The 24,523-nt window shown below is 42.7% G+C and carries 23 protein-coding genes, 1 pseudogene and 1 riboswitch; of the genes and pseudogenes, 11 read left to right on the top strand and 13 right to left on the bottom strand.

The window, feature by feature from the left end; translation table 11 throughout:
* Window positions 1–5: 5 nt before the first annotated feature.
* Together QT716_RS07260 and pgeF are read left to right on the top strand one after the other, a co-directional pair.
* On the top strand, window positions 6–1,682 hold the full coding sequence (locus QT716_RS07260; RefSeq protein ID WP_317935403.1) for a molybdopterin-dependent oxidoreductase: 1,677 nt from the start codon (window positions 6–8) through the stop codon (window positions 1,680–1,682).
* Window positions 1,683–1,915: 233 nt separating this feature from the next.
* The gene (pgeF, locus tag QT716_RS07255) at window positions 1,916–2,674 is read left to right on the top strand and encodes a peptidoglycan editing factor PgeF (RefSeq protein ID WP_317935402.1); all 759 of its coding nucleotides are present in this window, start codon (window positions 1,916–1,918) and stop codon (window positions 2,672–2,674) included.
* Between the two features lie 22 nt (window positions 2,675–2,696).
* On the opposite strand, the gene QT716_RS07250 is transcribed toward pgeF, so the two are convergent.
* A complete protein-coding gene (locus tag QT716_RS07250) occupies window positions 2,697–3,782 on the bottom strand; it encodes a CdaR family transcriptional regulator (protein WP_317935401.1) in 1,086 nt (361 codons plus the stop codon).
* A gap of 131 nt (window positions 3,783–3,913) precedes the next feature.
* On the opposite strand from QT716_RS07250, the gene QT716_RS07245 reads away from it, so the two are divergent.
* Together QT716_RS07245 and QT716_RS07240 are read left to right on the top strand one after the other, a co-directional pair.
* Window positions 3,914–5,053 (top strand): glycerate kinase, encoded by a 1,140-nt coding sequence (locus QT716_RS07245; protein ID WP_317935400.1) that lies wholly within the window; start codon window positions 3,914–3,916, stop codon window positions 5,051–5,053.
* On the top strand, window positions 5,054–6,400 hold the full coding sequence (locus QT716_RS07240) for a GntP family permease (RefSeq protein WP_317935399.1): 1,347 nt from the start codon (window positions 5,054–5,056) through the stop codon (window positions 6,398–6,400).
* 76 nt (window positions 6,401–6,476) lie between these two features.
* On the opposite strand, the gene dacB is transcribed toward QT716_RS07240, so the two are convergent.
* Entirely contained in the window at window positions 6,477–8,000 is a 1,524-nt protein-coding gene (dacB, locus tag QT716_RS07235) for a D-alanyl-D-alanine carboxypeptidase/D-alanyl-D-alanine endopeptidase (RefSeq protein ID WP_317935398.1), read from the bottom strand.
* A gap of 254 nt (window positions 8,001–8,254) precedes the next feature.
* Between dacB and QT716_RS07230 the strand changes: the two genes are divergently transcribed.
* Entirely contained in the window at window positions 8,255–8,518 is a 264-nt protein-coding gene (locus tag QT716_RS07230) for a hypothetical protein (protein ID WP_317935397.1), read from the top strand.
* A 52-nt stretch (window positions 8,519–8,570) separates the two neighbouring features.
* On the opposite strand, the gene QT716_RS07225 is transcribed toward QT716_RS07230, so the two are convergent.
* Window positions 8,571–9,620, bottom strand: a complete 1,050-nt coding sequence (locus QT716_RS07225) for an LLM class flavin-dependent oxidoreductase (protein WP_317935396.1) — start codon at window positions 9,618–9,620, stop codon at window positions 8,571–8,573.
* A 240-nt stretch (window positions 9,621–9,860) separates the two neighbouring features.
* Between QT716_RS07225 and QT716_RS07220 the strand changes: the two genes are divergently transcribed.
* The 3 genes from QT716_RS07220 to QT716_RS07210 all read left to right on the top strand — a co-directional run bounded on the left by QT716_RS07220 (window position 9,861) and on the right by QT716_RS07210 (window position 12,181).
* On the top strand, window positions 9,861–10,784 hold the full coding sequence (locus QT716_RS07220; protein WP_317935395.1) for an ABC transporter ATP-binding protein: 924 nt from the start codon (window positions 9,861–9,863) through the stop codon (window positions 10,782–10,784).
* Window positions 10,762–11,697, top strand: a complete 936-nt coding sequence (locus tag QT716_RS07215) for an ABC transporter permease (RefSeq protein ID WP_317935394.1) — start codon at window positions 10,762–10,764, stop codon at window positions 11,695–11,697. The genes QT716_RS07220 and QT716_RS07215 overlap by 23 nt, the downstream gene beginning before the upstream one ends.
* Window positions 11,698–12,016: 319 nt before the next feature.
* Window positions 12,017–12,181 (top strand): hypothetical protein, encoded by a 165-nt coding sequence (locus tag QT716_RS07210; RefSeq protein WP_317935393.1) that lies wholly within the window; start codon window positions 12,017–12,019, stop codon window positions 12,179–12,181.
* Between the two features lie 127 nt (window positions 12,182–12,308).
* Here the strand turns inward: QT716_RS07210 and bioB are convergent, their stop codons facing one another.
* From bioB to QT716_RS07160, 10 genes are all read right to left on the bottom strand, one after another.
* Complete coding sequence (bioB, locus tag QT716_RS07205; RefSeq protein WP_317935392.1) at window positions 12,309–13,307, bottom strand: biotin synthase BioB; 999 nt, start codon at window positions 13,305–13,307, stop codon at window positions 12,309–12,311.
* A gap of 210 nt (window positions 13,308–13,517) precedes the next feature.
* Window positions 13,518–14,729, bottom strand: coding sequence for a multidrug effflux MFS transporter (locus QT716_RS07200; protein ID WP_317935391.1), 1,212 nt, complete (start codon window positions 14,727–14,729; stop codon window positions 13,518–13,520).
* A gap of 286 nt (window positions 14,730–15,015) precedes the next feature.
* Window positions 15,016–16,458, bottom strand: coding sequence for a protein adenylyltransferase SelO (locus QT716_RS07195; protein ID WP_317935390.1), 1,443 nt, complete (start codon window positions 16,456–16,458; stop codon window positions 15,016–15,018).
* A 90-nt stretch (window positions 16,459–16,548) separates the two neighbouring features.
* On the bottom strand, window positions 16,549–17,703 hold the full coding sequence (locus tag QT716_RS07190; RefSeq protein ID WP_317935389.1) for a WD40 repeat domain-containing protein: 1,155 nt from the start codon (window positions 17,701–17,703) through the stop codon (window positions 16,549–16,551).
* Window positions 17,696–18,217, bottom strand: a complete 522-nt coding sequence (locus QT716_RS07185; RefSeq protein WP_317935388.1) for a sigma-70 family RNA polymerase sigma factor — start codon at window positions 18,215–18,217, stop codon at window positions 17,696–17,698. Before QT716_RS07185 ends, QT716_RS07190 begins: the two co-directional genes overlap by 8 nt.
* Before the next feature lie 113 nt (window positions 18,218–18,330).
* Complete coding sequence (gene abc-f, locus QT716_RS07180) at window positions 18,331–19,992, bottom strand: ribosomal protection-like ABC-F family protein (protein ID WP_317935387.1); 1,662 nt, start codon at window positions 19,990–19,992, stop codon at window positions 18,331–18,333.
* Window positions 19,993–20,402: 410 nt separating this feature from the next.
* Window positions 20,403–20,753, bottom strand: a complete 351-nt coding sequence (locus tag QT716_RS07175) for a rhodanese-like domain-containing protein (RefSeq protein WP_317935386.1) — start codon at window positions 20,751–20,753, stop codon at window positions 20,403–20,405.
* Between the two features lie 114 nt (window positions 20,754–20,867).
* On the bottom strand, window positions 20,868–21,023 hold the full coding sequence (locus QT716_RS07170; RefSeq protein ID WP_317935385.1) for a hypothetical protein: 156 nt from the start codon (window positions 21,021–21,023) through the stop codon (window positions 20,868–20,870).
* Window positions 21,024–21,095: 72 nt separating this feature from the next.
* The gene (locus QT716_RS07165) at window positions 21,096–21,779 is read right to left on the bottom strand and encodes a DUF1129 family protein (RefSeq protein ID WP_317935384.1); all 684 of its coding nucleotides are present in this window, start codon (window positions 21,777–21,779) and stop codon (window positions 21,096–21,098) included.
* Window positions 21,766–22,107: a PadR family transcriptional regulator gene (locus tag QT716_RS07160; RefSeq protein ID WP_317935383.1), complete on the bottom strand. Its 342-nt coding sequence runs from the start codon at window positions 22,105–22,107 to the stop codon at window positions 21,766–21,768. The genes QT716_RS07165 and QT716_RS07160 overlap by 14 nt, the downstream gene beginning before the upstream one ends.
* 177 nt (window positions 22,108–22,284) lie before the next feature.
* Between QT716_RS07160 and QT716_RS07155 the strand changes: the two genes are divergently transcribed.
* From QT716_RS07155 to QT716_RS07145, 3 genes and pseudogenes are all read left to right on the top strand, one after another.
* Window positions 22,285–23,040 carry a GNAT family N-acetyltransferase gene (locus QT716_RS07155; RefSeq protein ID WP_317935382.1) on the top strand — a complete coding sequence of 252 codons (756 nt, stop codon included), beginning with the start codon at window positions 22,285–22,287 and terminating at the stop codon, window positions 23,038–23,040.
* A gap of 99 nt (window positions 23,041–23,139) precedes the next feature.
* A complete protein-coding gene (locus tag QT716_RS07150; RefSeq protein ID WP_317935381.1) occupies window positions 23,140–23,889 on the top strand; it encodes a PAS domain-containing protein in 750 nt (249 codons plus the stop codon).
* Window positions 23,890–24,079: 190 nt separating this feature from the next.
* Window positions 24,080–24,226: riboswitch (FMN riboswitch) on the top strand.
* A 139-nt stretch (window positions 24,227–24,365) separates the two neighbouring features.
* Window positions 24,366–24,523, top strand: a pseudogene (locus QT716_RS07145) (bifunctional diaminohydroxyphosphoribosylaminopyrimidine deaminase/5-amino-6-(5-phosphoribosylamino)uracil reductase RibD); the annotation flags it as partial.

Raw genomic sequence — 24,523 nt, 5'->3', positions numbered from 1 at the left:
TCGTCGTGGATCCCCGTGAGACCCTTACTGCTAAAGAAGCGGATCTTCATATCGCATTAAAACCGGGTACAAATCTGCCCCTTCTCAACGGTGTCATCCATGAAGTCTTACAAAATGGTAAACTCGACCATGCATTCATCGATAATCATACGGTGGGTTTTAAAGATATGAAGGATTCCGTAAGTGACTGGTCTTTAGAACGCACTGCGGAAGCAACAAGTGTGCCTCTTGAAAAACTGAAAAAGTTAGCCGAGGTGCTGGGTACAACTGACTCACTAGTTACGACAACGCTGCAGGGAGTGTATCAAAGTGCGGAAGCCACTACTGCGTGTGTGGCAGTCAACAACCTCCACCTTATACGCGGACTGATCGGAAAGCCTGGCAGCGGTCCGCTTCACATGGCCGGACAGCCAAGTTCTTCAGCAAATCGCACAGCAGGCGGTGTAGGAACTTATCCCGCGCACCGCAATCCTACAAACCCTGTGCACATTAAAGAAATGGCTGAATTGTGGAATGTAGAGGAGAAGAAATTGCCCGCAGGACCCGAGAAAGGAATTGAAGACATTATTTCCTTGATAGAAAAAGAGAAAGTCGGCCTATTTTGGAACATCGGAACAAATCCTATGGTTTCTCTGCCAAATCGAGATAGAGCACGAAAGGCACTGGAAAGTACTTTTGTCGTCGTTCAAGATCCTTTCTTAACCGAAACTTCTGCGGTTGCGGATGTCATTTTACCAGCAGCTTTATGGGGAGAAAAGGAAGGTACGATGGAAAATGCAGACCGTACCATCAATCTATTAAGAAAAGCGATAGATCCACCCGAGGGCATTAAAACAGACTTTGAAATCTTACTGGAATTTGCTAAACGTATGGACTTTAAAGATAAAGACGGTCAGCCATCGGTTGGATATAATACACCAGAGGAATGTTTCGAAGAGTTTAAGGTTATTTCAAAAGGACGTCCTTGTGACATGTCCGGTATTACGTACGAACGTTTGGAGAAAGAAAATGGTCTTCGCTGGCCTGTACCGGATGACCAATCCAACGGAACACCGCGTCTTTACTCGGATTTCAACTTCCATACAAAACCAGACGATGCTCAGCCGTTCGGGAAAGACCAATTTACCGGCCGCGCCCTTTCAAAAGAAGAGTTTGCCGATCTCGGAGCTAATGGCCGTGCAATTTTACGACCTACCCGTCACGTCCCTCCATTCGAACAGCCGAATGATGAGTACCCGTTGTGGTTGACAACTGGACGACTCGTTTGGCATTGGCATACCCGTACTAAAACTGCACGCTCACCGATTCTTCATATGGCTGCACAGCATGGTTATGTCGAAATTAATGAAGAGGACGCGAATGCTCTTCAAATTGTCGAAGGCGAGGTTGTCCGTATTTCCTCTCCACGAGGCGTAATTGAAGTGCCTGCACGTATCGGAAACGTAGTTCAAAAGGGAATCGTCTTTGTTCCGTTCCATTTCGGAAATTGGGACAAGAAAGAGGCTGCCAATGAGTTAACCATTGACCTTGTCGACCCTCTTTCCAAACAACCCTTATTCAAACAGGCTGCTTGTAAAGTAGAAAAAATTCGAGATGCCCATCAAGTAGAGAAAGGTGACTCTATAGAGTCCATAGCAGCCAACTATGGAATCACATCAGAAGAACTGCTCGCAGCCAATTAAATTACGACACCGTATGAAATTCAAATGGGGATTTCACTGGAAATTCCTGCGTCCATTATTAATACACCGATTCAGCCTTACCTACCATATCGGAATAAAATGTAAAGAATGAACAGAGACCGTTATTTAGACGGTCTCTTCCGCATTGGCTATTTCAATATCTATTAAATAGAATGATTTCCTTCTCGAACAGGATGGCTTTCGATATAGTAAAGTGAGGTGAGGTGGTAATTGTGAAAAAAGAAATGATTAAAATGAATGATCATTGGTTCGGAGGGATAACCCTTAAAGATCCTTGCTCTCCTGAACAAAATAATATGGCTTTACATTCCTGTCAACATCCTAGTGATATCCTGACAAACCGTAAAATGCTTGCAAAGTCTCTGGATTGTTCCATTGGGGATTTTGTCTTTGCAAACCAAACACATAGTGCAAACTTTTACAAAGTCACATTTACGGATCGCGGACGCGGCTCAACTGATCAAGCCACTGCCATTCCAGATACCGATGCATTGTATACATTCGAGAAAGGCATTGTGCTCGGTGGTTTCATGGCTGATTGTGTCCCTGTTCTTTTATACAATGAACCGGCTGGAATTGTAGGTGTCATCCATTCAGGCTGGCAAGGCACAGTCAAAGAGATTGTACCTAAGCTGTTGAAGCATCTTATCGAACAGGAAAAATGCCGTCCGGAAGACTTTGAAGTCTATATCGGACCAGCACTAAGTAAAGACAAGTTTGAAGTTGACCAAGATGTTTACGATAAATTCCATGCTCTAGGTTATGCTGATTCTTGGGTTTCTTTCAATGACACTACAGGTAAATACCACATTGATAACCAGCAAACTGTAAAAACACAATGTGAGCTTGCTGGTATTCCAAGTACTGCAATTCAAGTTGACGACATGTGTACTTTTCAAAGCAAAGATGGGTTTTCGTATCGACAAGACAAAAATGCTGGACGTCATCTTGCATTCATTGCATTGAAATAACCGAGCGGAATACGCTCGGTTTTTATATTTGTGCGCTTTCTAACAGAACAAGCGCATAATACAATTGAACTGCAGAAGTAAATTGTGTCGGATCCAGTCCGGTGATTTCTGAAATCCGTTTTAGTCGATACGAAAGTGTATGTCGATGAATTCCAAGCGCATTAGAAGTATTTTGAGCATGCTGTTCATACTCAAAATACGCGTGCAGTGTCTTTACTAGCGGCTCATCAAGATCACCCATCACCTTTTCTGTATATTGTCTATGTAATGTTTGCTGATACGCTCCCATCAATACATGCATTTCAACAGCTTCGAAATCACATATAATTTCAATCTTTCTACCAAATCGGATGGCTTGAAGGGCAGATTCATATGCTAATGCAATATCCTTCTCTTCATCCACCGTTGTACCGATTCCAACTTCCAGTATTGAAACTCCCTTTCGATTGCAAATAGACTTTACGTTCTTTTTTACCACTTCTCGATCTACTCCCCATAACAAAAAAGGTAATACGTTCCCGTCATCCGGACCTGATAAAACAGCACGAATTCCAATAGTTTCTGTTAGCCAATCCGATAATCGGTTAGGGGTTCGTGCAATCTCATTTTGATGAACAATCACCATAGTGAACGGCCCTTCCAAAGAAATGTCTAACATGCTCATCCGATCCCGTGCAGCCCCTGAAAGAGTCTGTCCGCTTACTAATTCTTTGAACACTAATTCCCGTGCGGATCGCTTCCATTCTGATTCTGAAGTTAGCAATGATTGATGAACCATCATTTCAGTCGTCAACTGCACGAGCGTTGCAACATCACTCAATTCTTCCTTTGTGCCTGTAATTCCAATCACTCCAACAAGCTGACTCTTATAGTGAATCGGTAAATTTACTCCTGGTTTTGAGCCCGGCCACTTCATAAAGTTATCGTCATCTATCCATAGGGATTCCCCAGTTTTCACAACAGTGGCCGCCCCTTCATGTATTCGATCCACGCGGTCTTTTTCTCCTGATGCTAGAATCATTCCATTTGTATCCATCACATTCAAATTCCTCGATAGCCTAAGCATCGTTTGCTCTACAATTTCCTCTGCAAGCCGCTTCGTCAACACGATAATCACCTCAATGTATAAAAAATACTTATAATATAATCTTGTACTTATACAACAAGTCTAATGTATTTAGACTTTTCTGTACATATAATGATAGACATCAACTACTTTTCGATAGGAATGATGTTTGAATGAAGATACTCGTTGCGCCCGATTCCTTCAAAGGAAGTTTGTCTGCGCTGCAGGCAGCTGAAGCGATGTCTGCAGGAATTCTTGAAGCTATCCCGACAAGTAAGTCAATTTTGCTTCCAGCAGCTGATGGCGGTGAAGGGACCATGCAAAGTTTAGTCGATGCAACCAATGGAAAGTTCGTATCTCTCCTTGTAGAAGGACCTCTCGGTGATTCCATACCTGCACGCTTTGGGATACTTGGGGATCGATCTACATGCGTAATAGAAGTGGCAGAAGCATCCGGTCTTATGCGATTAGAACCTCATGATAGAAATCCGCTCTTAACATCATCATTCGGAACTGGACAATTGATTGTTCACGCACTGAATTCAGGTTTCCGTGATTTCATAATCGGCCTTGGCGGCAGTGCAACAAACGATGGAGGTGCAGGTATCTTACAAGCACTCGGGATGAGGTTACTTGACTCGAATGGTGATGAAATACCTAAAGGCGGTGCTGCTCTTTTGCAATTGCACTCGATTGACCCAAAGTTTTTTGACCCGAGAATTGCAGAAAGTACATTTCTGATTGCCGCAGATGTTACCAATCCATTCATTGGACCAGAAGGGGCAACGGCTGTCTTCGGCCCACAGAAAGGGGCATCCGCTGAAGATATTAAGCTCTTAGACAGAAGCCTTACTAATTTCGCTGACATCATAGAGAAACTTACAAGTATTTCCCTTCATGACAAACCGGGAGCAGGTGCAGCCGGAGGTGCTGGAGGTGTCTTTCAAGTATTTTTTCCAAGCACTTTCCAACCTGGTATACATGTCGTACTCGAAACTCTTCGTTTTGTTGAGCACTTAAAAAGCGCTGATCTGGTCATTACTGGCGAAGGTCGTTCTGACAGTCAGACCTTTTCAGGAAAGACCCCATTCGGGATTGCCCAAGCGGCACATCAAGAAAACGTTCCTGTGCTGCTTGTATCTGGCGCTATAACTCCCGAAAGCCGAACGGCGCTAGCTGACTTATTTTCTGGTGTGCATGCGATCACTTCAGAAAGCGTTACTGTAACGGATGCAATGAGAGAACCATTTAGATTATTGAAAGAGACTACCACCCAAGCAATTCTGGAGTATAAAAACAAGGAGGAATGTTAAATGTTATTTGCCATGATTATTCTCAGTGTAGTTCTTATTATCTTTTTAACGGCTGTCTTGAAAGTCCATCCATTCCTATCACTGCTTGCCGGTGCATTTTTTATAGGAATCACATCTGGAATGCCACTCTTAACTGTGGTCGATACGGTTAATGAAGGCTTTGGCGGGTTAATGAAAGGCATAGGGATTGTTATTGTCGCTGGTACAATTATCGGTGTTATTCTTGAAAAGTCGGGTGCTGCATACCGCATGGCCGAAGTTGTTTTACGTGTAATCGGTGAAAAAAGACCCCAGCTCGCTATGTCCCTAATCGGTTACATCGTCTCTATCCCTGTGTTTTGTGACTCTGGATTTGTTATTTTATCGAGTTTGAAGAAAGCGCTTGCAAAACGTGCTGGCGTTACAATCGCATCGATGTCCGTTGCACTGGCAACCGGATTATTTGCAACTCATACACTAGTCCCTCCGACTCCTGGACCCATTGCAGCAGCCGGAAATATTGGTGCTGAAGGATATTTGGGTGTAATTATCATAATTGGCCTAATCGTCGCGATTCCAGCAACGTTAGTCGGATATTTATGGGCGGTAAAAGTAGGTTCTAAGATTTCTGTTCCTGAGGACGAAGAGTCTGTTACTTTCAACTACGATGAAATCGTCAAATCATTTGGTGAGATGCCATCTGCATTCAAGGCATTCTTACCCATCGTCTTGCCAATTATCCTAATTGGAGCTGGTTCAGTTGCCAAACTCATCATGGGTGAATCCGGATTTAGCTTATTCCTGCAGTTCGTGGGCTCACCATCCGTTGCGCTATTATTCGGAGTCCTTGCAGCATTTCTTTTGCTTCCGAAATGGAACGAAGAAACGCTCACGGGTTGGATTGGAGAAGGCCTCAAAGAAGCAGCACCAATCTTACTGATCACTGGAGCCGGCGGTGCATTTGGTAAAGTAATTTCCACATCCGGCGTGGCAGAATTGATTGGAGAAATGAATTTCACTGCCCTTGCAGGCGGTGCCTTGTTCTTGCTCGTTCCTTTCTTCATATCTGCAGCTTTGAAAACTGCGCAAGGATCATCTACTGCTGCTTTAGTAATTGCTTCTACATTAGTGGCGCCCCTCTTACCTGCAATGGGTATTGAAGGCGCAATTCCTTTAGCACTTGTTGTTATGGCCGTAGGAGCCGGCGCAATGACAGTGAGTCACGTAAACGACAGTTTCTTCTGGGTAGTTACAGAGTTCAGCGGTATGAAAGTGACAGATGCCTATAAAGCACAAACCATGGCGACCCTGTTAATGGGCGTCACGACAATCATATTTACTATGATCTTGTGGTTAATATTTGTTTAAAACCAGATGGCCATAATTTGAAACACAAAAAAAGCAGAACTTCCGAGGAGAATCCTTTGGAAATTCTGCTTTTAAATTATAAATCCGCTTCTGCAATAGCTGTTACTAAGGCGTCTTCGATTGGCGTCACTGGACCTGTAATATAATTATTTATCATAATAGAAAACACTAGGGGTGTTCCTTTTTTCGTGGTTACATATCCTGACAGTGTGGAAACTCCAGTAATTGAACCTGTTTTTGCAGCTACATTCCCTTTAGTCGAGTCTCCTGTCAACCGATTACGAAGCGTGCCTCCGACCATGCGCTCGGCTTCACCTGCGAGTGGTAATGATTCTCTGAAAGCCGGATACCACGATTCTTTTTGAGCCTGAACGAGCAGTGAAGTTAACGTTTCTGATGAGACTAGATTTTTATGTGACATTCCAGAACCGTCTCTCAGCACAACTGTATTTTTTTGAATACCGAATCCTTCTAATGTTTCTGACATTACCGCAAGACCCGCGTTCCAACTTCCTTCACCCTTGACCACTCTCCCCATTTCTTTTACAAGCATCTCTGCATGACCGTTATTACTTAGTTTCATAAACGGAACGTAGATTTCATTCAATGGCATTGATTTCTTCGTTGCCAAGACTTCAGCGCCTTCAGGTGTAACCCCACGTTGAAGTCCATTCTTTCCACGCACTTGAATTCCCTCTTTTTTTAATGCGCTCTGAAATACGTCGAGCACAAGTTCTGACGGTTGCCAGACAGCCGTCCAAGAGCGCGAACTTGAGGCCCCGACTGGAATGGAACCTTCTACAATAATCCGATTTGTACCATGTTCGCGATGGATGGAAATCGTCTTTTTCCCTTCTTTTCCGACTGTGGTTGCCTCATTCACTATGACTGACGTCTTCGTTTCGGGGGTTAAAGAAATAGAAGGCTGGTCTCCCGACTTTGTGCCGGGTTTTACTTCTACAATTATTGTGCCTGTATCATAGTCTTCGTTCGGTGAAAGCGTGAGAGCCGACACTTGCGCACCCACGTAGTTAAATTCATCTGACCAATTAAGATCCTGAGAGTACCGGTCATCGTCATACCAACTATCATCAGCAAACAGATCCCCTTGAATGGTTTTGATGCCTTGCTGTTTCAACTCATTTGCGAAGTTCACAAGGTCTTTCTCGAGAAGTGTTGGGTCCCCTTTGCCCACTAAATAGACATCTCCTTGAAGGATAGACCCCCTCTTTTTACCTGTGGCTGCTACCTCTGTTTGAAATTGATAGTCTGTTCCAAGCACATCTAAAGCCGAAGCTCCTGTCAGCAGTTTCATGTTAGAAGCAGGCCGCAGTCGAATATCGCCCATATTAGAGTAGATTTGCTTACCTGTATCTGCGTTTCGAATACTTACTCCGGTAATTCCGCCTTTCAATTTCGGATCTGCGAGCAGCACGTCTAATTTTTTCGAGAGTGTAACTGTAGCGTTCGCAGGCGGCGTAATGAAAGCCGCTGAGGCAGCAATAGCAGGAAACGTTTGTTCATAAGCAATGGGGAGAAAAGCGAAAGTGATCAATATCGCAACTAAAAATACTTTTTTTCCAGTTCGTTTGTTTAGCATTCATCACCAATTCCTTTCCATTTTTCTCTAGTATAGCAACTATTTCGCAAGAAAAACTGTTATAGTAAAGAATAATCAGAATTTAATGAGTTAGTTATACTTTCTCTAATAGGTCGCCTGTCCCATAGATTATCTTCCAATATAGTTTATGCCTTTGTCCGATAGTGTATGAACTAAGACCTTGATTGAAGTGAAGTACGCTTTGGGATTGAATCATGATGATTAGATTCCAATCTGAACATGAGAGGAGCTGCATGATGAAAGAAATCACCCAAGATGAAACGGTTAATGAGCCACACGATGGGATTCACCTAATCGTTATTCTTGTCATTGCAAGTATTGGTGGCTGGCTGCAAATTTCTGAATGGATCATAGGTGGAATTGAGACAGCCTATTTTGCACTCGTCTTCCTTTTTGTTGATAAAAAAGGATGGGGTCAGTTTTTAAAACTAGCAAGTCTTCTAATCACTTTATGGATCGTTCAAAAGTGGCTATTTAGTTTAGCCTTGTTCTCTTAATCCGCAAAAAAGCAGCAGTATCTTTAGACTACTGCTGCTCTTTCTATTTACTTCAAAATTCTCTTTCCCATTCAGCGATAGCTTCCCGAACCCTAGGTGCGACTTCGGCACCTAACAAGCGTATTGCGCTCATCACTTCGTCATGTGGCATAGAGCCGAGCGGAACGTGGAGTAAAAACCTTGTAATTCCAACTTCTTTTCTTAACTTAATAATCTTCTTTGCTACGTAATCAGCATCTCCAACATATAATGCGCCTTCCAAACTGCGTGCAGCATCATAGGCTTGTCGATCATAAGGACCCCAGCCCCGCTCTTTTCCAATCACATTCATTGCATATTCAGTCGATGGGAAAAATGCGTCTGCCGCAGCTCGTGTAGTTTCGCCTACAAATCCATGCGAATGCGAAGCGATTGTCAGTTTAGACACATCATGTCCCGCTGCAGCTGCAGTGCGCTTGTACAATTGAACAAGCGGGGCAAACTGTGTAGGTCGTCCACCTATGATCGCCAGTACAAGCGGCAATCCTAACTTTCCGGCCCGTACAACAGATTCTGGATTACCGCCACTGCCAATCCATACTGGAAGCGGATTTTGCACAGGCCGCGGGTATACACCCCTTTGGTAAATTGCTGCTCGATGTTTTCCATCCCATGTAACGATTTCCGATTCCCTCAGCTTTAATAATAAATCTAACTTTTCATTGAACAATTCGTTGTAATCCGATAAGTCCTGTCCGAATAAAGGGAATGATTCAATGAATGAACCCCGTCCTGCCATGATTTCAGCCCGCCCATTTGAGATTCCGTCAAGTGTTGCGAAGTCTTGAAATACACGTACTGGGTCTGCAGAAGACAATACTGTAACCGCACTTGTCAGACGAATGTTGAACGTCTGGGAAGCTGCCGCAGCAAGCAACACCGCGGGAGATGATGCCGCATAATCTGCCCGATGATGTTCGCCAACGCCAAATACATCCAAGCCTACCCGATCCGCTAATACAATCTCTTCCACGACTTCCCGCAGACGCTCTGCATGACTTTTCAACTTTCCCGTTTGCATATCTGGTGTTGTCTCAACAAACGTACTAATTCCTATCTCCATCATTACTTCCTCCTAAGGTTTGTGTTGTTTTTTCTATTGTACTCGTGAATCTCTCGGAATGTTGTTACAATGCTTTTCATACATCGATTTGTGAGTCTGTCTGAACGTATGTGAGGATGCCTTTCCTTTCAATTAAAAGAAAATTGTTTAATAAATGTGAAACGCTTTGATTGATAATCCGTATAGTATAGATAGATCTTGTTTAAATAGAGGTTTAACTATATAGGAGGAGGTACATACATGGAACAAAACGCAATTGTGGAATTAAAGAATTTGTCCAAAACAATCCATGGAAAGAAAATTATAGACGACCTCAGTCTACAGCTATATCCCGGTCAAATTACGGGTTTTCTTGGTCCCAATGGAGCCGGCAAAACAACCACAATACGAATGCTGGTAGGACTGATGAAAAAAAGCGGCGGTGAAGTCGTTATTGACGGACAAACGCTGTCTTCGGATTTTGAAGAGGCTCTTTCGAAAGTAGGCGTTATCGTTGAAAACCCAGAAATGTATAAATTCATGTCTGGATACAAAAACCTTTTACACTTTGCACGTATGCACAAAGGTGTAACTAAAGAACGCATTGATGAAGTTGTCAAACAAGTCGGAATGCAAAATCGTATCCAAGAAAAGGTCGGTACGTATTCTCTCGGCATGCGGCAGCGTCTCGGACTTGCGCAAGCATTATTGCATCGTCCCAAGTTTCTAATATTAGATGAACCTACAAATGGATTAGATCCTGCAGGTATTCGGGAGTTCCGAGATTACTTGCGACTCATCGCTAAAACTGAAAATGTTTCTGTCTTTGTTTCAAGCCACATGCTTTCGGAGATTGAGCTCATGTGTGACCGGATTGCCGTTATTCAAAACGGAAAACTCGTCAACCTTCGTGACATGAGGGAAGCTCAAGAAACCCATTATTATGTAGAAGCCCTTCCTATCGATAAAACATCTGAACTTCTCACTACTCTTGGATTTCAGGCAGAAAGTGTGAATGACGGATTTGTGATCCAAGCAGAAAAAACACAAGTTCCAGAACTTGTTCAAGATTTAGCTGCGGCTGGGATAGAACTTTTCGCTATCCAACCACATCGTAAAACACTTGAGGACCAATTCCTCGAAATGACGGGAGGCGGTCAACTTGCTGAAACTTCTTCAAAATGAATGGATGAAACTCTGGGCTAAAAAAGGAACTTGGATCATGGCTGCGCTCATGATTATACTGATTTTCTCTATGTCTGGAATTGTAAAATGGGCAGATGGTTTAAATGACAACAACTCTGATTGGAAAACCACTGTACAAGGAAACTTAGAAATGGAAAAAGCCTCATTGGATACAAATGTACTAAAAGGTGAAAGCAAGCGTCATGCAGAGGAAAACGTTCAAATCTATGAGTATCGACTTGCGAATGACGTAGCGCCCCTTAGCGATTCAAGCCGAGAAAGTATGATTTATGATCCTTCTGTCGGAAGCATAGCGTTATTACTCACTGTCGTTGTTGCTGCAGGTATTGTGGCTTCAGAGTTTTCACAAGGTACGATTAAAATGCTGCTGACGCGTCCCGTGAAACGCTGGAAAATCCTTACGTCCAAATATGTAACTGTATTGCTTTTTGGTTTATTACTTATGCTAATTGGCTTTGCAACAACTATCTTGAGTGCCTACATTTTCTTCCCTTCAGGTGGAGGTCAAGCACTTACCGTATCGGGCGGGAATGTAGTCGAGACTTCTGCATGGGGACATGGATTTTACATGTTACTGCTGTCGTTTGGTAACGTAATTATTACTGCAACATTCGCGTTCATGATTGGGAGTGTGTTCCGTTCAAGCGGAATGGCAATTGGGCTTTCCCTGTTCATCTACTTTTCCGGGAATGTCATTGTCGTTCTTCTCAGCAGATTTGAAATCGTTAAATACTTGTTGTTTACCCATATGGATTTAACAGTTTACGAGTCTGATTTCGTCATAAACGATGCCATCACTTTACCCTTCTCGCTCGCTGTGTTAGCTGTCTACTTGGTCGTTTTCCTGATCGTCAGCTATTCAGTATTTACAAAGCGTGATATTACAGCATGACCTATAAATACCGTCTGCATAGGATAACATCGTTGCGGACGGTGTTTTGACTTTTCAAGTAGTGACTTTCATAAATAAAAGTAGATAGAAAATCCGACCTTGCTCTAGTTAAAAGCAGGTCGGATTTTATAATTCAGTTTTCTTTTGTATACTTTCTTGAATTTAAACCTAGACTATCAATTATATAAGTTAATTGTACCTTTTGAAATCATCAGTCATCTAGTTGTAACAATTGTAATGGAAATTTTGCTTGAATTCTTGGAAATTAGTTTATACCTTGCTTTTACCGGGTAAAATTGCTTAAGAGGAGGGACAGAATATGAAGACAGAGTGTGAAAGTTATGTGATGGTTCGTGAGTTACATCACCTCAACGAAGAATATCAACTTGCGCCCACCCAATTTAAATCGATGATCCTCACTGACATCCGCCTGATCGAAGAAGCCCTCAGCCTTTTGAAAACTGACACGAATCCAATGATGTAACACTAGTTAGATATGCACGTAAAATAGTATAAAATCCGATTAATCTTTTCCTGACGTCCAGCAGGATTTAGATAGAAAACCCAGCTTAGCATGCATTGAAATTGCATGCTAAGCTGGGTTTTGAGTTTTAAGAATAAGCGACTTGAGCTTGTTTTTCAGTCAGCTCAATTTCAAATCCCAAATCTTCCAACATACGAAAGTCTGAATTGCGTTCTTGACCATCTGTTGTTAAATAATCTCCTACGAATATACTATTGGCTGCGTACATACCCATGGGTTGAAGTGAACGCAGATTGACTTCACGCCCGCCTGAAATTCGAATTTCCTTTGATGGATTCATATAGCGGAATAGCGCTAACACTTTTAAGCAATATCGTGGATTCAATTCGTTTGTTCCTTCAAGTTTCGTTCCATCAATCGCATGCAAGAAGTTTACTGGAATAGAGTCTGCATTTAACTTGCGCAGTGCACGGGTAATGTCGACGACATCTTCTTTAGTCTCCTTCATTCCAATAATTGCTCCGGAGCAAGGCGAGATTCCATACTTCTTCGCAATTTCCACTGTGTCCACACGATCCTTGTACGTATGTGACGTTGTGATGAAATCATGATGACGTTCAGAAGTATTTAAATTATGATTATATCGATCAACCCCCGCCGTTTTTAACTGCTCTGCCTGTTCTTCTTTTAATATCCCTAAACACGCACAAACAGTTAACCCATACTTTTCTTTTATCTCCTCAACGGCTTCACTGACAACGCGCACATCCTTTCGTGTCGGTCCTCTCCCGCTTGCTACGATGCAATACGTCCCAATATTATTGTCAAACGCCCGTTTTGCGCCCTCTAAAATTTCTTCTTTCGAGATGAATGGATACTTTTCAATCGGCGCTGTCGATTTAGAAGATTGTGAGCAATACCCGCAGTCTTCCGGACAGAAGCCACTCTTAGCGTTCATAATCATATTCAGTTTTACTTTTTTCCCGAAGTAATGATGCCTAATCCTATAGGCACCATCTAATAGAGTCAAAATATCGTCATCACTTGTGTTTAAAATCGATAATGCTTCTTCATTGGAAATTTCTTTTCCGTCAATGACTTCTTGTGCGAGTGCTTTCCAGTTCATGTAATACGCCCCTTTTGACTATAGAAATATGTGTTAACCTATTTTAATAATAGGTTAACATAAAGTTTTAATTTCGTATAGGCTTCAAAACTCTAGCAAGATGGACAGAGAGTTAACGTGAACAGCGGGACAATTATTTTCATCATAAAAGAACCAGCATGTTGGATAAACAACATATTGGTTCTTTAGTGACCTTCTATAAAGTTTATATTACTCAACTTCAGACGATTTTCGCACCAGCCCCATGCATAGCATGAACGCCATCAAACTGCAGCCCATAATCACAATTCCTAGCGGCCATGCGGTTTGGTCACCTGCAATGCCGACAAGTGGCGAGACGACTGCGCCTCCTACAAATGGCAATAATCCTAGAAATGCCGAGGCACTCCCTGCAGCGTGACTTTGTCGATGCATCGCTAGTGAAAACGCTGAAGTGGAGACCATTCCTACGCTTGAAACTACTAGGAAAAAGGCAGTTGCAACAATGAACAAAGGCCCTTGTTGCCAAACGACAACTAGCAATAATATACTTCCTATCAATGAAATCAGCACGCCTGCCATGAGGAAGTTCAGTTCAGATATTTTATGCGATAGACGTCCCGTGATTTGCGCGGCTACAATAATTCCAATTCCATTTAACGCGAAGAATAAGGAAAACTGCTGTGGTGTAACACCATACATGTTTTGCAGGACAAAAGGAGAACCTGCGATATAAGCGAACATAGATGCCATAACGAATGCTTGAGTGAGTGCAATTCCCATGAATTGATGATCCTTCAGTAACCGCCCGAACGTCTTGAATACCGAAAGAATCCCTTTTTCTGCACGGTTTTCGATCGTAAGTGTATCCGGTAAGAACCCGGCTGTTCCAACAAACATCAATAATCCAATTCCGCCTAGTACAAAAAATACAACTGGCCATGAGGCAAAGCTTAAAATGGCACCGCCAGCAATCGGCGCAAGTATAGGAGCTGCTCCATTAACGATGGAAAGTAAGGCCATGAATTTTGTAAGTTCGTGTCCTGCATACAGGTCCCGGGCACATGCTCTAGCAATTACGATACCCGCAGCGCCTGTTAGTCCTTGCACAAATCGCAGGGTAATGAAAGGCCATATCGATGTTGTGAAGGCACAAAGAACAGATGCAATGGCATAGACAACAAGCGTCAGAACGAGTGGTCGTCGTCTTCCATAAATATCACTTAGCGGGCCAAATACGAGCTGCCCTGCACCAAGTCCAACAAGACAAGCCGTTAAACTTAATTGAACGAGCGAGGTGGATGCACTCATATCTTCCGCTACCGCTGGCAATCCCGGCAAGTACATATCCATCGACAACGGTCCGAAGGCTGTCAATGAACCGAGCAGCACAACGAGCCAAAGTGTGGGAAGTGGTTTCTTTGTGATTATCGCTTTTGTCATTTCCCCAAATCCTTTTCTGTTAAATTCTACGGTGGAGTATAACATATTAGGAATCGATTGAGTTGAGTTTTCCGTTAGAACGGACGGATGGCTCGTGGAATCGGGCGGGTTGCTCGCCGGAACGGGCGGGTCCCTCGTAGAAACGGGCGCCTTCCTCGCTGAATCGGGCGGGTCCCTCGTGGAATCGGGCAGGTTCCTCGAGCAACCGGGCGGATACAACCAATGATTTCATCCAATCATTAAAAAAACGAACGCTTCATAAGCGTCCGCACTTTTTGACATCAAATTATGTTCCACAATACGTTTGGTAAGGTGCTGAAGAAATTGATGGTCTTGTATAAGGATCCTGTTCTTTGGAAGAAGCGTAGGGCGTAGAGAGAACTTGGTTCAATTTGTGCAGCACACTTAAGTCGCCGTTCTCCGCCGCTTTAATCGCTTCTTCCACTCGATGGTTGCGCGGAATCACCACTGGGTTGCTAAGACGCATTACTCCATAAGACGCTTCAGCGGATGCGACTTGTTGGTTTCTGCGGTCATCCCACTTCACTCTCCATTGTCTAAAAGCATCCTTTGCGAACCAATTTGGCTGCTCTGCACTCTTCTCTGTCAACGCTCTGAATGTATTCGTGTAATCCGCTCTCATATCTTTCATGATCAGCAATAACTCTTTCGCAAGCGCTTCATCTTCAGGCTTTTCATCCAGCAAACCAAGCTTTGCTCGCATGCCGTTCAACCATTCACGCTCAAACACCTTACCAAATTGAGCAAGTTGCTTTTCCGCTATTTGAATAGCGGTGTCCTGATTCTTATCAAGCAGCGGCAACAAGGTTTCCGCAAAACGCGCTAAGTTCCACGATGTAATCCCTGGCTGATTGCCGTATTTATAACGACCATTTACATCAATAGAACTAAAAACGGTTTCTGGATCGTATTCGTCCATAAAAGCACATGGCCCATAGTCAATCGTTTCCCCGCTAATTGTCACATTATCGGTATTCATAACACCGTGGATAAACCCGACTAGCTGCCACTTGGCAACCAATGCTGCTTGTCGCTCAATGACATTTGCGAGCAGCAGTTCATATCGATTATTTTCAGTTGCTGCTTCTGGATAATGCCGCTCTATTGCGTAATCCGCGAGCGTACCCAAGTCCTCGGTTACTTGTCGGGCCGCTGCGTATTGGAATGTCCCCACCCGTAAATAACTGCTCGCTGTCCGGATGAGAACAGCACCAGGCAATACGTCTTCACGATATACGTCATTCCCGGTCAATGTAACAGATAGACTTCGCGATGTAGGAATTCCTAAAGCATGCATCGCTTCGCTAATGATATATTCGCGTAACATGGGACCGAGTCCCGCCAGACCGTCACCGCCTCGTGAAAATGCTGTAGAGCCTGATCCTTTTAATCCGATATCAATTCGCTCGCCAGAAGGGGTAATCTGCTCCCCCAATAGAATTGCACGTCCATCACCCAGCATCGTAAAATTCCCAAACTGATGTCCTGCATACGCTTGCGCTATCGGTTCAGCTCGTTCTGGCAGTTCACTTCCGGAGAGTACTTCAGGATTCAACTTTTCCACTTGCAATCCTAGTGATTCCGCAAGGTTTTTATTCAGCAAAACCACTTTTGGGGAAACTGCCTTTTCAGGGTCAGTTTCTGCAAAAAACACTTCTGGCAGTTGGCAATAGCTGTTGTCCAAATTCCATCCTTGTTCTAAGCTCACGTCATCACTCCCTTTACCTGTATACTACCCCTAGCTTGGTCAAAAACGATAGAAAAATGAATTCTTTGGCTGATAAATGAAACAATCGTTTTAATCATTCTCTAATTTTTGTGTGTCTATAATGTAAAGTGGTGTTCTTTGTCCTTCTCCGTTTACAATGAGTTTGCCGGAATCATTGAAGCGTGGTTTAACGAGTCGTTCACCGACACCGTTCAACGTCTTTATCTCTTCTCCCGCATCCTCTTTCAAGTGGAATAGTTTTACGGTATCGCTATCTCCTTTGTCCACACTGAGCGCCAAAAAATTATCATAGATGGCATACGCGCTATGTCCAGGGACATCCAGCATATGAACTTTACCAGTATCTAAGTCAAGATAACCAAGGGAAAAGTCATTCTCATTATAAGAAAATTGACCATACATTCGATCGTCATTCAATGTTAGATAAGATACACTCTCATAAGGTATCTTATAGGTTTGCCATAGCTTTCTGCTCTCAAGATTATAAACGGATACGGAAGCCGATGGGCCAGTTTCTCCTTCTAACTCCTCCACCATAGCTGCTCTGTCATTCCGTACATCCGTCACACTGATCCCATTGCCTTTAATATCATGAAGTTTAATTTTTAAATTGGTTTCCAAATTATAAAGATAATATACTGGGTGGTCGGTGATTGCTAGATATAGAATTTGGTCACCTATCAATTGAACCTCTATATACTCCTCTTGCAGCACATGTTCTTTACCTGTTTTCCTATTTAAAATGTGAATTTCACTATTGCCCCAGATCATCCAGTTTTCATTTGCCTCTAGTGACACACTGGAAAATTCAATAATCTCTGAAGGCGGAACCAGTACGGTCTCTGTCTTATCATTGATGGAATACGAGTAGATTCCTTTTTCATCGGTATGAATGACTTCGTTATTTTCTTCAACATAAATGGAATTGATTAAACTCGGATATGCTACATTAGGCACGACGACTTTTTGGATCTGTTCACTAGACAGCGCTTCTTGAAAAGCACGTTCCTGCTGCTCTTGCTCCACATAAGGAACTGCCAGAACTCCTGCCAAGACGACAATGGCTGTGGCTGTCATAAGCGGCTTCAGCGTTAACTGCTTTGGCACCACTTCGGCATCGAGCCGTTGGTGAGCTTGCTGGAGAATTCGTTGCTTTACCGTGTCTTCTAAAACCAGTCGTTCGGGCAATACTGCGTCCAATTGTACCTGCACTTTTTTAGTCAACAGCATTCTCCTCCTTCAGGATTCCTTTAACCAGTCTACGCGCACGCGCTAATCGAGTTTTCACTGTATTTACAGAACACCCGAGTGCCTCTCCTATTTCAGAAACCTTCAGTTCTGCATAATAGAAAAGCCAGATCACTTCTTTGTACTTTAACGGAAGTCGATTGATTAGTCGTTTTAGCTCTTCACTCGATTCCTCATGTATCACTTGTTCCTCCGTATCTTGAATAGATACTAGTAATTGGCCTACTTGATGGGAAAGCTCTAGCTTTCGATAATGCCAGCTTTTAAACAGATTGCGGCATCGATTTATTGCTATTCGGTATAAGTACGTTTTAACGGAGGAACGGTGCTCGAACTCATCAATATGTATGTAATATTGAATGAAAACCTCTTGGACGATATCTTCTGCTTTGGTCTTTTCTTTAACGATTGCGTACACAATTCGAAGCAGATAGTCACCATGTAGATCCATCGCTTCGACAAGCAGCCGGTCACGTTCATGTCTTTCCAATCCGCCACCTCCACTTTCCCTCTATCTGTTAGACAACACATAATGGAATATGGTTTCATTCTCATTTTACGGAAAACAAAAAGCAGAGCGCGGTGTCTCTGCTTCTTCTAATTCTAGCTTTTCAGTTCCCTAAGCTGTCGAGATAACTCAAAAAACCGTTGATCCAGCTTATTATATTCCGGATTGCCCGGTGTCAGCAAACTCAACTTTCCTAATACTTCCTGCAATTCGGTTTCAATCCGCAGTTCTTCTTGTTCAGATGATGGAATGGGGGCAGCAAGCTTTCGGGCTTCCCAGTTAACTAAACTATACGGTACTTTACGTACAGTCCCTTTTTCAAATAACAGCAATCCATCTGCCATACGCTCGGTAAAATACCGGTCGTGCGATGCAAACAGCAAAGTGCCCGGATACGTTTCCAACGTCCGCTCCAGTTCTTCACGGGATGGAAGATCCAAATGATTTGTTGGTTCATCGAGCAATAACACATCTGTTCTTTTGCGGATGAAATCCAGCAGTTTCACTTTCAACCGTTCACCTTGACTAAGTGCTCCGAGGGGGAGCTGCCACTGATCGGCCGTGAATCCTAAATTCGTCAACTGAATTCTAAGAAACCCCTGTTCTTCATATGAAGGTGAATAAAAATATTCGGACATCGTTTGTTCATCTGGTAAATCGAATGCGGTTTGACGCAAATATCCAACAGTCATTCCTCCAGATAGCCAGACATCGCCTTCAAAATCGATTTCTCCTAAAATCATACGAAACAGTGTCGTTTTCCCCGCGCCATTTGGCCCGAACAATGCGAGTCGTTCACCTGACTGTACAGTAAAAGTCACATCCTGAAAGAGCTGCCTATTTTTAAATGCTTTGCTCGCAGCTTTCAGTTCAAGTACGCGCTTTCCCTTTTTACGCATCCCTTCCAGTTCGAACGAAACTGACGTCCCTGCCTCAGGTGCTTCTATTCGACTTTTCTCCAGTTCTGCTTCTAATCGCGTTCGCTTTGAACGGATTTGGACGTTCCGTTTCTTTACTTTCTTTCGATAATATTCTTTAGCGCCTCCTCGTTTCGTAGACATCGCATGACCTTTGGCAGACCACTTATCCAGCTGTTCAATTTGTCCTTCAATTTCAGCAATATGCTCTTGCTGTTCATCGTAATGCTTTTGCTGCACAATACGGTCGTACTCTTTCTGTTTCCGATAATCGGTATAATCCCCTTCATAGACGGTCAATTCACCATTCTCAATTTCGAAAATACAGTCCGCAAGACGGTCGATGAAATACCTGTCATGAGAGACAAACAGTATCGTGCCTTTACGTTCTTGTAGTGTTTCAATGAGTTGCTCCACACTTTCAGAGTCCAAATGGTTGGTCGGTTCATCCAACAGCAGGATCTCACGTTCTTCTGCCAGCGCAGCTGTAAGACGCAGTTTGACACGCTCTCCACCGCTTGCGTGAACATATTTTGTTTCTTTGGGTACATGCCATTGACTGCGTTTTAGAAATAATTCAGCTTGTGTCCAGTCCACCGGCTCTTCTGTTTCAGCCTCTTGTTGGTAATACGAAATGGAAGGCATCCTTCCAGTCCAGCTAATTTTGCCTGAAGAAGGTTCTCTCTCCCCTGCCAAAATGGACAAAAATGTAGTTTTACCCGCTCCATTTGGGCCGACAATTGCGATTCTAGCTCCTTCCGGTATTTCTGCACGAAGGTTATTAAAAATAACTACATCACCATATCCCGCTGATAATTTATTCACTATTCCTTTTAACATCAACATTCCTCCAGTAAAGAGGGAACACAAAAAAGATCCCTCCGCAACATAATCGGAAGGATCGGTTCTGTCAGCATCTCTAAATAGCCTCAACACTATTAGTGAGCACCCGGTCAGATGCTTATCTAAGGTTGAAAGCGGCAATTATAAATGGACAGACCAATCCCTTTTTTCACACAACGAATCATTCGTTTTGAAAAATCAGGAATTAGTTATCCATCAGCCACCCTCAACCCTTTCTGTCAGTTAGTCAGTTCATTATAGCAAAGATTGAATAGTTCGCAAGTTAAATCAGCCACTATTTCCCGACAAATTTCAATTATTTCCCCGGAAATAATTTAGATTTCGACAAGATATTTCCCGTAATTCTGCATAGAAACAGATCAGTTTAAACAAACTCATTACTTATTTCACTGCCACGCACTCATCCCGCCTTTGACATTGACAACATCAGTGAATCCTTGCTTTTTCAGCATTCCAGCTGCACGCGCACTACGCATCCCGCTTTGACAAATCACATACGTTTCTTTGTTTTTGTCCAGCTCGTCTAACCTTTTCCCTAAATCGTTTAAGGGAATATTTTTAAATTCTTTTACGTGACGGGAATTATATTCCCCAGGTGTTCGAACATCTACAAATTGCTTCGTCCTATCCTTCGTTAATGCTTTTACTTCAGCCGCAGACAGTGTCTTAATTCCTTTTGCCGGTTTCATGCGCCACACAAAGAATGCCACAATTAATAGTATTATGATCCAACTCATCGAACATTCCTCCAATTGTTTTCTATTTCTTCAAATATACCTATATGGGTATATAAAAGCAATGAAAATGCCCACTAAAAAAGCGCAGACAGTTAAGTCTGCGCTTGAAATAGGTTATTTTTTTGCAGATAGTGCTAAAAAGAACGTCGCAATAGGTCCTAGTAAAAGTGAAAGCAAGAACCAGTTAAGACCCGATCTATTTTTCCCTTGCGCTAATACGGCATTGATCAGTGCAAGGGTCCCCCAGCCGACAAAATAGCTTTCATTCATAGTGTAAACCTCCTGATCCGTTTTAACGTCTATCTATACTACGAATCAGGAGGCCCATCGGTTTCGTTTCCGTCAATAAGTGCTTTCATTTTTACGGGCAATCCATTGACTCACAAGTAATAGTAAAAAACCTGCTAACAATGAGGCTAACCAAGGAAATTGTATAGCCGGCCCCTTATCCTTAAAGAAAAAGGCTATCCCCATGAACAAACCAAATACTAGTACTCCAAAAACTCCTCCGGCAATTGTAAACTTCCATGTACTTTTCTTTTCTTCAAATGCTGTTTTCCTTACAAATTTCATAAGCAATACAACACCGATGCCAACTATCAAAAGTACCGCTACTAGCAATGCTGCAGTTGAAATCAAATAAAGTTGTTCGTCTACCGGTTGGAAAAATGATAAGATGCCCAAAATAGCACCTCGGCTAAGCACCATCCAACCGAGCACACCGACTATCAGCTGTATTCCATATAACAGTTGGTTTTTCTTCTTCTCTTTTGGCATTTGTGCAATCACTTCGTCTGCATACGCTCTTGGGTCTCCCCCAAAGATTTCTTCTGCGCTCTTCCCGTCTTGTTGACCTTCTAATAGGTGTTCCAGCATTTCCATTAGAAGTTCTTCCATTGCCCGTTCAGACAGTGAAAACCTTGAACGGATGTAAACGAGGATGTTGGAATAGTACTTTTCGTTTGCTTCAGTCAAGTGTTCACGTTTTTCATTATTTTCCTGAATCAATTCCTTAGTTGTCACCATGGTCTACCTCTCCTTTCAACAATGTCGTTACCGGTACCGTGAGTTTTCCCCATTCGCTGCGAATAAGTTCCAGTGCCTCTTTGCCATCTGGCGTTAACGTATAATATTTCCTTCTTGGTCCAGTATCAGATGAACGCATTTCACCTGAAATCCATTTGTTTTTCTGTAATCTCAGCAAAACAGGATAAATGGTACCTTCACTCACGTCGTCAAGTCCAACTTTTTGCAGCTTAGCGGAAAGCTCGTAACCATACACTGTCTCCTTTTCAATAATGGCAAGGACACAGCCATCTAAAATCCCTTTAAGTAATTCACTTCTAACTGACATGTGCCCACTCTCCATCTGTATATTGTCTAACAAGGTAGCGGTGTAAAAAACAACTACCTTGTGAGACAAAGTAGTGTTATTGTTAGTATATTCCTGATAATTTATGACGTCAACCAGAATGTTCAGAAAAGTGGATTCCGATTCTAAAAATATATGATAGGATAACAGAAGGAGGGGTTGACTCTGAATCAGTTTACATTCGAACATATCCATAATGCGGGGCTTGTCGCTTCTGCTACTGATACATATATCCATTATCACCTGCCGGATATGCCACTTTATTATGACAGCAACTATATCGCATTTAAGAAGATGCCTACAGTCAGTGAATTTCAAAAAGCAGAACAAACATTAAAGATCTACCATTCCGTACGAGATCAGCACCATCTAAAATTCACATTTCCCGAGAATGAACCCATTCCAAAAGAAGTGAAGGCTTATTTAAACCGGAATGATTATGATACTGGTTTTCTAGAGTTATATGTACTTGATCCGAAAGACTTTCCGGAGGTTCTTCCTTCTGCGGATGTCCAAGTGTCTCTAGTAACTGCTGACAATCTTAAAGAACTTCTTCACTTACATCGAATCATTGATGAGCAATTCGGGAAAGAGTTTGCCGCGCAAAAACAGAAAATGCATATAAAGAATTTCTCTGATCCTAATGTTGTGCAGCTGGTTGCACACTGTGACAAGGAATTGGCAGGAACTGTAGATTTGATTGTTAATGAACAAACAGTCGAAATTGACGGGTTGTATGTGTTAGTTGAAATGAGACATAGAGGTATTGGGACTCAGTTGCAACGATGGTTGATAAATCAGTATCCTGACAAACTAGTCATTTTGGTCGCTGACGGTGAGGATACACCAAAAGAGATGTACCAACGACAAAACTATAACTATATAAGCTACCAATATGAAACGGTAAAAACATAACCATTACTTTGAAATGATTTCCTAGCTCGTGCTAAACTAATGACAGACAATATTCTAATTAGGTAGGGATGTGAAAAAATGGAAAACCTCACTCAATCTATGCAAACTCAACTATTGGAAGCGATGTTGGATGGCAGCCGGGTCGCTACCCTAGTTACAGATCCTTCACAGCCGGATAATCCAATTATCTACGCAAATCGGACGTTTGAAACGATGACTGGATATCCACTTTCCGAAACAATTGGCCAGAATTGTCGTTTTCTTCAAGGGGCGGAGACCGATCCATTTGCAATCCAGAAAATCCGTGCAGCAATTTATAACAAGAAGCCCCTCACTATTACACTTAAGAATTATAGGAAAGATGGAACACTTTTCTGGAACCGTCTTTCCATAACCCCTTTGGAAATTGGAAGTCGTTCTTTCTTTATCGGTACACAAACCAACGTATCCGTCGAATATAGACAACGCGATGAATTGTCGACTAAAGACTCAGTAATTGAACAACTAATGCTTCCGATTATGATGATTCAGGATGATTTGGCTGCTGTTTCACTTATAGGAGAAATGAGCCCGCATCGATTCAATTTATTAACAGAAAAACTTAGTGAATTTGTTCAGCTACACAGAATTGGACATGTCATAATCGACATAACCGGATTGTACTGGAATCATGAATCGCCACTCTCTAGTTTACTGGCCGTCCAAGACGTGCTTAGACTTATGGGCGCTCAGCTTTATATTACTGGCATCTCTCCAAAAGTGGCACAATCATTAGTAAGTACAAAAATGGCCGACGAGCAAATCCGAACTTTTTCAAGTATTCAGCAAGCAATAGCACAAATTAGTTAATAAATAGAGTAAAGCATTACGTCTGCTAATCACGGCATTAATATTTACTGCTGCCATATATATACTCTATATGGGGTCTATCGCTACTGCTATTTTATCTCTAGCAGATGGAAAGACTTGCTCGTTTTAAATTGAACATGCAGGTTGCATGCTCCCTGATAGCTGTGCTAGACTTTGAGACAATCGAATAATATTCCTTCGGGGCAGGGTGAAATTCCCTACCGGCGGTGATGAGCTTTTATGGCTCTTAGTCCGTGACCCGGATGCAATTTTGCAGACGGTGGATTTGGTGAAACTCCAAGGCCGACAGTTAAAGTCTGGATGGGAGAAGGAATGGTGCGTTTTTCAAATTTTTCTTTTGACTGACGCTTATTTAGTCATGCTTACCCAGCCCCGCACATCTGTTGCGGGGCTTTTTTGTTACATGAGGAATCTATGATTCAGGAGTGTTGTTATCGTTGGAAATTGAACACTATATGCAAATCGCTTTTTCACTTGCTGAAGGTGCGGCTGGTCAAATTTCACCCAATCCGCCCGTCGGTTCTGTAATTGTGAACCATGGAAGGGTTGTCGGAATGGGGGCTCACTTGCGCGCTGGCGAGCTCCATGCAGAACGCGTTGCTCTGGATATGGC

The sequence above is a fragment of the Sporosarcina aquimarina genome (assembly GCF_033253705.1).
In the GTDB taxonomy this organism is placed as follows: domain Bacteria; phylum Bacillota; class Bacilli; order Bacillales_A; family Planococcaceae; genus Sporosarcina; species Sporosarcina aquimarina.
The sequence above is the reverse complement of the archived record's forward strand: the minus strand, read 5'-3'. Positions and strand labels throughout refer to the sequence as shown.